The organism is Melaminivora sp. (assembly GCF_032059615.1).
Lineage (GTDB): Bacteria > Pseudomonadota > Gammaproteobacteria > Burkholderiales > Burkholderiaceae_C > Melaminivora.
This window is the reverse complement of sequence record NZ_DAMCAM010000086.1, coordinates 1-8,538: the sequence shown is the minus strand read 5'-3', so window position 1 is coordinate 8,538 and position 8,538 is coordinate 1. Positions and strand designations below refer to the sequence as shown.

Annotated in this window: 7 protein-coding genes and 1 pseudogene; 4 read left to right on the top strand and 4 right to left on the bottom strand. The window is 72.2% G+C overall.

What is annotated here, in order from left to right:
• Positions 1-257: hypothetical protein (locus tag RT051_RS13790; protein ID WP_313077533.1), on the top strand; the 257-nt coding region annotated here is incomplete at its 5' end.
• Positions 258-296: 39 nt separating this feature from the next.
• Here RT051_RS13790 and rsmA read toward each other — a convergent pair.
• The 3 genes from rsmA to RT051_RS13775 are packed head-to-tail and all read right to left on the bottom strand — an operon-like array spanning position 297 to position 4,971.
• Positions 297-1,079, bottom strand: coding sequence for a 16S rRNA (adenine(1518)-N(6)/adenine(1519)-N(6))-dimethyltransferase RsmA (gene rsmA / locus RT051_RS13785; protein ID WP_313077532.1), 783 nt, complete (start codon positions 1,077-1,079; stop codon positions 297-299).
• A complete protein-coding gene (locus tag RT051_RS13780; protein ID WP_313077531.1) occupies positions 1,079-2,494 on the bottom strand; it encodes a peptidylprolyl isomerase in 1,416 nt (471 codons plus the stop codon). Before RT051_RS13780 ends, rsmA begins: the two co-directional genes overlap by 1 nt.
• A gap of 59 nt (positions 2,495-2,553) precedes the next feature.
• A complete protein-coding gene (locus RT051_RS13775) occupies positions 2,554-4,971 on the bottom strand; it encodes an LPS-assembly protein LptD (protein WP_313077534.1) in 2,418 nt (805 codons plus the stop codon).
• 98 nt (positions 4,972-5,069) lie between these two features.
• Between RT051_RS13775 and RT051_RS13770 the strand changes: the two genes are divergently transcribed.
• From RT051_RS13770 to RT051_RS13760, 3 genes are all read left to right on the top strand, one after another.
• Positions 5,070-6,170: a phosphotransferase gene (locus RT051_RS13770; protein WP_313077530.1), complete on the top strand. Its 1,101-nt coding sequence runs from the start codon at positions 5,070-5,072 to the stop codon at positions 6,168-6,170.
• Positions 6,170-6,895, top strand: a complete 726-nt coding sequence (locus RT051_RS13765; protein ID WP_313077529.1) for a 16S rRNA (uracil(1498)-N(3))-methyltransferase — start codon at positions 6,170-6,172, stop codon at positions 6,893-6,895. The genes RT051_RS13770 and RT051_RS13765 overlap by 1 nt, the downstream gene beginning before the upstream one ends.
• Before the next feature lie 250 nt (positions 6,896-7,145).
• On the top strand, positions 7,146-8,273 hold the full coding sequence (locus tag RT051_RS13760) for a GGDEF domain-containing protein (RefSeq protein ID WP_313077528.1): 1,128 nt from the start codon (positions 7,146-7,148) through the stop codon (positions 8,271-8,273).
• A 58-nt stretch (positions 8,274-8,331) separates the two neighbouring features.
• Here RT051_RS13760 and RT051_RS13755 read toward each other — a convergent pair.
• A pseudogene (locus tag RT051_RS13755) lies at positions 8,332-8,538 on the bottom strand (peptidase M20); the annotation flags it as partial.

Here is an 8,538-nt window from a genome sequence, read left to right as displayed (position 1 = left end):
GCGGCCGACTACTGGGCCGACCGCAAGATCGCCTTCCGGTGCTTCTATTCTTTTCTGTAGCCCGTTCTGCAACCGCCGGCCAGGCGGAACGGGCCAGCGAGGCGCCCCGGGGCGCCGTCATCCAGGCCACTCCCCCCTCCATCGAGATCGACACCGCGGGCGACGGGTTGCCCACCGACCGGCTGGTGGACATCTCGGCCCAGGCGCTGCGCATGAGCAGCCCGTTCAACGCCGGATACTGGCTGTCCGCCGCCTGACCCTGGCGCACCGGCCGACCCGGTGCGGCTGGCCTGGCCTCACTGCGGGGCCAGGCTGCGGGCCAGCGCGACGTACTCGTCCACCGGCACCTCCTCGGCGCGGCGCTGCAGGTCAAAGCTGCCCGCGTGGCCGCGCACCTCCAGCCAGGGGCCCAGCGCGTGGCGCAGCAGCTTTCTGCGCTGGCTGAAGGCGACCTGCACCAGCTCCGACAGCAGCGGCACGTCGACCGCCGGCGGCCCGGCCAGCGGCAGCATGCGCACCACGGCGCTGTCCACGCGCGGGGGCGGCTCGAACGCTTCGGGCGGCACGAACAGCACGTCCTCCATGGCGTAGCGCCATTGCAGCATGACCGACAGCCGCCCGTAGGCGGCGGTGGCCGGCCGGGCCACCATGCGGTCGATGACCTCCTTTTGCAGCATGAAGTGCTGGTCCTGGATGGCCTCGACGTGCTCCAGCAGGTGAAACAGGATGGGCGTGGAGATGTTGTAGGGCAGATTGCCAACGACTCTCAATTTTGTAGCTGGAAGTCTTTGTGCCAGCTGGGCAAAGTCCACTTTCAGCACATCGGACTCGATGACGTCGAGCTGCGGGTGCTGGCGCAGCCGCGCGGCCAGGTCGCGGTCGAGCTCGATCACCGTGAGCCGGCCCAGGCGCTCGACCAGCGGCTGGGTCAGCGCGGCCAGGCCGGGGCCGATCTCCACCATGGGCTGGCCCGCGCGCGGCGCGATGGCGCGCACGATGGCGTCGATGATGCCGGGGTCGGACAGGAAGTGCTGGCCGAAGCGCTTGCGCGCCATGTGCGGCGTGCGGGGCCCTGCCATCACCACTGCGGCGGCTCGCGCAGCTCCACATAGGCGCGCGCACGCGCCTCCTGGATCCACTGCGCATAGGCCTCGTCGAGTTTCTTCTCGCGCACTGCGCCGCGCACCATCTCGCGCTGCTCGCGCGGGCTGAGCCGGGCCTGGCGGCGGTCGAGCAGCTGGATCAGGTGCACGCCAAAGCGCGACACCACGGGGTGGCTGATCTCGCCGGGCGAGAGGCTGTCGAGCACCTCCTCGAACTCGGGCACGTAGCGTCCGGGCGAGGCCCAGCCGAGGTCGCCGCCCTGCTTGCTGCTGCCGTCCTGCGAGACCTCGCGCGCCAGCTCGGCGAAGTCCGCCCGTCCGGCCAGCACGCGGCTGCGCAGCTCCTCCAGGCGCTCGGCCACCTGCTGCTCGGTGGTGCCGGGCTGCACGCGCAGCAGGATGTGGCGCGCGTGGTTCTGCACCACGGTGGCGCCCGGGCCGGCGCGGCTCTTGTCGAGCACCTTCAGGATGTGGAAGCCCGCCGGCGAGCGCACCGGCCCGACAAGCCCTCCCACGGCGGCGTTCTGCGTGGCGCTGACGAACAGGTCGGGGTAGCGGTCGGCCGGGCGCAGGCCCAGCTCGCCCCCGCGCTCGCCCTCGGGCGCGTCGGAATACTGGCGCGCCAGCGCGGCGAAGTCGGCGCCCGCCTGCAGCTGCGCCATGATCTGCTGGGCACGCTTCTCGCGCTCGGCCGACTGCACCGGTGTGGCGTTCTCGGGCACCTGCACGTAGATGTGGCCCAGGTTCAGCTCCAGCCCCGCGGGCGTGCCGCCCTGCTGCTGCTCGCGCAGGTACTGGTCGATGTCGGCCTCGCTCACGCGCACGCGCGCCTCCACGTCGCGCTCGCGCACACGCAGCGCCAGCAGCTGGTTGCGCAGGTCCTCGCGGAAGCGCTCGCGGCCGATGCCGTCGGCGGCCAGGCGGCGGTACATCTCGTCCACGCTCACCTCGTTCTGCCGCGCCACCGACTGCTCGGCCTGGCTGACGGCCCAGTCGTCCACCTTGATGCCGCTCTCGCGCGCCAGCTGCACCTGCACCCTCTCCAGGATCAGGCGCTCGAGCACCTCGCGCGCCAGCACCTGCTGCGCCGGCACGTGCACGCCCTGGCTGGCCATCTGCTGCGCCGCGCGCTCGGCGCGCTGGCGCACCTCGCTGTTGGTGATGGGCTCGGAGTTGACCACGGCGACGATGTAGTCGGCCGCACGGGCCTGGCTGCCGTCCGCCTTCGGGGCGCCGGCCGGCGCCAGCGCCGGGGCCTGCACGGCCGAGGGGGGGCGCGCGGCGCCGGCTGGCGCCCGCAGGCTCTGCGCCTGCGCGGGTGCGCTGGCCAGCGGTGCTGCTGCGAGGGCCGTCAGGCAGGCCAGGCCCAGGGACAAAGCGCGGTGTTTCATGAGAGGGGTCAAAGGTGGTTGGCAGGGTGCCTGGGCCGCGCCCGGCGCGGCGGCAGCCGTCAATCGTACTGGGTGAAGCGGCTCGGTACGGTGGCGTCCTCGCGCAGGTAGCGGTAGCCGGGGACGTTCTGGCGCAGGCTGGTCAGCGGGTTGGCGCCCAGCGTCAGGCGCGAGAAGCCGACGAACTCGAGCTGCACCATGACGCGCGTGCTCGATGTGTCGAGGCTGCGCTGCAGGCGCTCGAGCACCACGCGCCCGACCCAGCAGCAGCTCTCGTATTCCAGCCCCACCACCGTGTCCACGACACGGCGGTCCTTGAGGCTGTAGTTGAGCCGGCCCACGCTGTACCAGCGACCGGCGTCGCGCGAAGGCAGACCGGAGTCGCCGCCCCACAGGCCGCTCAGCGGCCACTGCCAGCCCACGTCGAGCTGCCGGCTGGGTTCGGTGATCAGGTCCGTCACCTCCTGCATGCGGTAGGCGGCGCTCACCGTGCGGTAAGGGCCGGGCGAGTAACGCGCGCCGATGGTGGTGCGCAGCGAGCGGCGCGTCTTGGGGTTGTACTGCACCGTGGTGTCCAGACCCCACTCGGGCGTCCAGTTGATGCCTGCGCCCAGCAGCACGTCCGACAGGCGCTCGCTCACGGGGTCCGCTCCCGGCATGGTCACGCGCTGGTCGGAAAAACGCAGGCGCTGAGCCGCGCCCAGGCGCACGGCCTCGGCGCCGGTGTCCGGGTCCAGCAGGCGCGTGGTCACGCCCAGGGTCAGCAGGTTGCTGTCGGCCAGGCGGTCGTGGCCGCCGAAGGCGTTCTCGGTATAGACGGTGGCGAAGTTGAAGTCGGTGGCCGCCGTGTCGTAGACCGGCAGCAAGCTCTGGTCGCGGTAGGGCGTCCAGGTGTAGAAGGCGCGCGGCTCCAGCGTCTGCAGGAAGCCGCGGCCGAGGAAGCTGGCCTCGCGCTCGAACACCAGGCCGCTGTCCAGGCTGAAAGTGGGCAGGGTGCGGCTGGCGCTGCGCTGACCGTTGAGCAGCGGGCTGTCGAACTCGTACCGGGTCGCGTGCAACTGCACACGCGGGGTGATGAAGCCGGCCGGCGCCAGGAACGGCCGGCTGAGCTGGGCCACCGTGTAGCTGCGCCGCGCGTTGGGCTGGGTGTACCAGCGCCGGTCGGCCGAGAAATGCGTGTAGTCGGCGTCCACGCTGGCGTCCAGCCCGGCGGGCAGCTGCGCCGGTGCAAAGCGCCAGTGCAGCTGCGGCAGGCGGTCGTAGGGCGGCACGATGGGCGCCAGCGGGTCCTGCAGCGTCTGCCACTTGAGTGCCTGGGCGCTCACCGTGTGCTCGCCCCCGCTCCAGCGCAGCGAGGCCTCGCCCGGCAGCAGGCGCTCGGCCAGCTGGTTCTGCAGGGTGTTGCCGCCCAGGCCGCCGGCGCCGCGCAGGGTGAAGTCGCGCCAGTAGTCGTCATCGCTCACCCGGCGCACGTTCAGGTTCAGCCCGACGTCGCCCACGGGCGTGTACAGCAGCGCGCCGTGGCGCGCGCGCCAGGACCAGCGATGGCGCTGGCGCAGGTGGTCCGAAGGCATGGTCAGCCCGCCCACCTCGCCCTCGTAGCGCGACTCCAGGTAGCGGAACTCGCCCGACAGGGCCGCGCCGCGGCGCGTCATCAGGATGGGCGTGATGGTGGCGTCGCGGTTGGGGGCGATGTTCCAGTAGTACGGCTGGGCGTATTCCATCCCGCTCACGCTGTCCACGCCCAGGGTAGGTGGCAGCAGGCCGGACTTGCGCCGCGACGACAGCGGGAAGGTGATGGCCGGCACCGGCAGGATGGGTACGCCCTTGAACTCGAGCACGCCGGCCTCGGCGTAGCCCACGTCCTCGGCGCGGTCGATCTCGATGCGCCGCGCGCGCAGCACCCAGTCCGGCTGCCAGCTGGCCTCGTCGTCGCGCTGGCAGGTGGTGTAGCTGGCCTGGTGGACCACGGAGCGTTCGCGGTCGAGGAAGTCCACGCGCTGCGCCTCGCCGTGCGCACCGGTTTCCAGGAAGCGGTAGCGCGCGTCGCTGAAGAAGCCCCGGAACGCGTCCACCTCCAGGTCCAGCAGCGTGCCTTCGTAGCGGTCGCCGGCACTGTTGATGCGTACGTGGCCGCTGGCGCGCGCACGATCCTGGGGCACGTCGTAGTGCAGGCGGTCGGCATGGATCACGGTGTCGGCGCGGCGCAGCTCGGCGCGACCCTCGATGGTGGCCTCGATGTCGGGCCGGCCCGACAGTTGCTCGCCGCGCACGAACACCGGGCGCTCGCCGCGCGTGGCGTCGGGCAGCGCCTCGTCGAGCTGGGGGCTGGCGCGCAGCACCGGCGCGGGCAGGTCTTCGGCCGGCTGGGCCGGCGCGGCCAGTGGTGCGCCGCCCCACAGCAGCAGCGCCAGCAGATGCGCCAGGGGCCGGCGTCGTGGCAGGCGGCACGGGGCGCCCAGCGGCGGCCGGCGCATGGACGGGGTCTGGTGCGGGGGAGGCAGGCGTTCAGGCACGGGGCGGACGGGACAGGCAGGCGCGGCGCAGGCGCGCCCTTCTTAAAATCCGATTATCCATGAGCGACCTCAACGACCTCTCCGCCCCGCCCGCTCCCGTCCATTGGGCCGATCCCGCGCGCGAACGCGCCTTCACTCTCTGGCTGCAGGGCCTGGCGCCCGCGCACGGCCTGAAGCCACAGAGCCTGCGCCCGGCCTCCAGCGACGCCAGCTTTCGCCGCTACCTGCGCGTGGACGGCCCGGGCGGCGCCAGCTTCATCGTCATGGACGCGCCGCCGACGCAGGAGGACTGCCGCCCCTTCGTGCACGTGCAGGCGCTGATGCAGGCGGCGGGCCTGCACGTGCCGCAAATCCTCGCCTGGGACGAGGCGCAGGGCTTCATGCTGCTGACCGACCTGGGCCGGCACACGGTGATCGAGCGCCTGGAGCCGGGCAATGCCCAGGCGGCCCACGGCTGGTACCTCCAGGCGGTGGACGTGCTGCTGGACTGGCAGCGCGCCACGCGCGTCGGCGCCTTGCCACCCTACGACGAGGCGCTGCTGCGCCGCGAGCTGCAGCTCTTTCCCGAGTGGTACGTCGCGCGCCACCGGGGCGTGGCGCTGTCGGCCGGGCAGCAGGCCGTGCTGGCGCGCAGTTTCGACGCCATCGTGCGCCACAACCTGGCCGCGCCGCAGGTGTTCGTGCACCGCGACTTCATGATGCGCAACCTCATGGTGGGCGAGGACGGGCGCCTGGGGGTGCTGGACTTCCAGGACGCCGTGCTCGGCCCGGTGACCTACGACATCGCCAGCCTGCTGCGCGACGCCTTCATCTCCTGGGACGAGGATTTCGTCATCGACATCACCGTGCGCTACTGGGAAAAGGCGCGCCGCGCCAGCATCGTGGGCGCGGGCAGCAACAGCGGCTTTGGCGCGGACTTCGGCGAGTTCTACCGCGCCGTCGACTGGATGGCGCTGCAGCGCCACCTCAAGGTGGCGGGCATCTTCGCGCGCCTGACCCTGCGCGACGGCAAGCCGCGCTACCTGCAGGACGCGCCGCGCTTCATCGACTACATCCGCCAGACGGCAGCGCGCTACCGCGAGCTAGCGCCGCTGCTGCGCCTGGTCGATGAGATCGAGGGCACGCAGGCGGCCCTGGGCTACGCGTTCGGGCGGGTGTGATGCCGCGTTTTCACTGCCCCCTGCCCCTGGCCGCGGGCCGCCAGATCACCCTGCCGCCCGAGGCCGCGCGCCACGTGCAGGTGCTGCGCCTGCAGCCGGGCGACGCGCTGACGCTGTTCAACGGCGAAGGTGGGCAGTGGAGCGCCATCGTGGCGCGCATGGGCCGCTCCGAGGTGCTGGCGGACGTGGTCGAGCACCAGGCCGTCGAGCGCGAGGCCGCACGCGCCGTGCACCTGGTGGTGGGCATGCCCGCCAACGAGCGCATGGACTGGCTGGTGGAAAAGGCCACCGAGCTGGGAGCCGCCAGCATCCAGCCCGTGGCGGCGGCGCGCAGCGTGCTGAAACTCTCGGGCGAACGTGCCCAGCGCCGCCAGGCGCACTGGCAGGCCATCGCGGTCGCGGCCTGCGAGCAGAGCGGGCGCAACCGCGTGCCCCCGGTGCACGCACCCCTGCCGCTGGCCGAGTGGCTGCGCACCGCGCCGGCACCCGGGCCCGGCGATGCACGCCTGGTGCTGTCGCTGCGGGACGACAGCCGGCCGCTGGCGCAGGCCGCCGGCGCTGCTGGTGTGCTGCGGGTGCTGCACGGCCCCGAAGGCGGCCTCACGGCCCAGGAAGAGGACGCGGCCCGGGGCCAGGGTTTTGCCCCGGCCAGCCTGGGCAGCCGCGTGCTGCGCGCGGAGACGGCCTCCGTCGCCGCGCTGGCCGTGCTGACGCTGGGCGGCTGACACCAGGACGAAGGCGCCGCCGCCCGTCGTGCCGGCTTTTGCCGCGCCGCACGCAAGGGTTGTCCCGGTTGCCGCCGGCCGGGTGGCTGTGCATGCTTGGTCCGCCCCGGCGCACGTGCCGCCGGCTCCGAACGACCTCCCACGACGTGTTGCCATGCGGTTTCGCGACGAATGCCCGGCGCCGCCCGGCACCCAGAACCCCACGCCCCCAGGCCGCGTCGGCGCCGCGTCCCACGGAGCGGGTGTCTCCTTGCAGGAACGCCTGGCCAACCTGCTGCTCACCACGCATCCCCAGCAGCGCATACGCCTGGGCATGTGCCTGCTGGCGGCCACGCTCATGCTGTGCTGCATCTGCGCCATGTACCTGGTCGCCTGGGCTGGCCTGGCGCCGCTGGCCGCCGTGCACCAGTGGACCGTTTTCGCCTGCTCCATCTTCCTCGTCGCTTACGTTCTGATCCGCAGCGGCTACAGCCGGCGCTGGCGCGATCCGGCGCTGACGCTGTTCCAAAACGTCGCGGCCATGGCCTGCGTGGCGTGGGCCTACGTCATCACCGAGTCCGCGCGCGGCGTGGTGTTGCCGGTGCTGGCGGTGATCCTGATGTTCGGCGTCTTCGGCCTGACGCCGCGCCAGATGGTGTCGGTGCTGGTCTACGGGCTGGTCCTGTTCGGCGCCACCATCGCGCTGGTGCATTGGCGCGAGCCCCATGACAACCAGCCGCTGACCCTGGCGCTGGCCTACCTGATCGTCACCGGCATGGTGCTGCTGGGCAGCACGGTGCTGAACATGCGGGCCCATGCCGCGCGCGAGACGCTGCAGCGCCAGAAGCGGCAGCTGGCGCTGGCCGTTGAGCAGGTGCGCGAACTGGCCACGCGCGACGAACTCACCGGCCTGCCCAACCGGCGTTTCATGATGGAGATGCTGCGTCTGGAGCTGGAACACGCGCGGCGCAGCGGCCGCCACCTGCTGGTGGCGCTGCTGGACCTGGACCACTTCAAGGACGTCAACGACACCCATGGCCACGCCGTGGGCGACGTGGTGCTGCGGGCCTTTGCGCAGCGGGTGACGGGCTGCGTGCGCGCCAGCGATGTGCTGGCGCGCTGGGGCGGCGAAGAGTTCGTGCTACTCATGGCCCACACCACGCCCGCCGAGGGTGCGCGCGTGCTCGAACGCGTGCTGGCCGCAGCCGCACAGCAGGCACCGCTGCCGGACGGCAGCGGCGTGCGCCTGACCGTCTCCATCGGCGCGGCACGGCTGCACCCGGGCGAGGCCATGGACGCGCTGCTGCAGCGCGCCGACGCCGCGCTCTACGCGGCCAAGCGTCAGGGACGCGACCGCGTCGTCTGGGCCGACCGGGATGCTCCCGAAAAAATAGCTTGAAGCCCTTACCCGGTAAGGGCTGGATGCAATTTTTGCTTGAAACCCTGGACGGGATGCCTCAGGGCATGGCGGCCACCACCTGCGCCACCGCCGCCGTCAGGCGCTTGGCATAGGGCACGTGCAGGAACTCGTTGGGGCCGTGGGCATTGCTCCTGGGGCCGAGCACGCCGCAGACCATCATCTGCGCCTTCGGGAAGCCGGCGCTGAGCATGTTCATGAGCGGAATGGTGCCGCCCTGGCCGATGAAGCCGCAGGGCGCGCCGAA

Coding starts and splice junctions, on each gene's coding strand:
- rsmA (WP_313077532.1), bottom strand. CDS start 1,079: ATGGCAGGGCCCCGCACGCCGCACATGGCGCGCAAGCGCTTCGGCCAG.
- RT051_RS13780 (WP_313077531.1), bottom strand. CDS start 2,494: ATGAAACACCGCGCTTTGTCCCTGGGCCTGGCCTGCCTGACGGCCCTC.
- RT051_RS13775 (WP_313077534.1), bottom strand. CDS start 4,971: ATGCGCCGGCCGCCGCTGGGCGCCCCGTGCCGCCTGCCACGACGCCGG.
- RT051_RS13770 (WP_313077530.1), top strand. CDS start 5,070: ATGAGCGACCTCAACGACCTCTCCGCCCCGCCCGCTCCCGTCCATTGG.
- RT051_RS13765 (WP_313077529.1), top strand. CDS start 6,170: ATGCCGCGTTTTCACTGCCCCCTGCCCCTGGCCGCGGGCCGCCAGATC.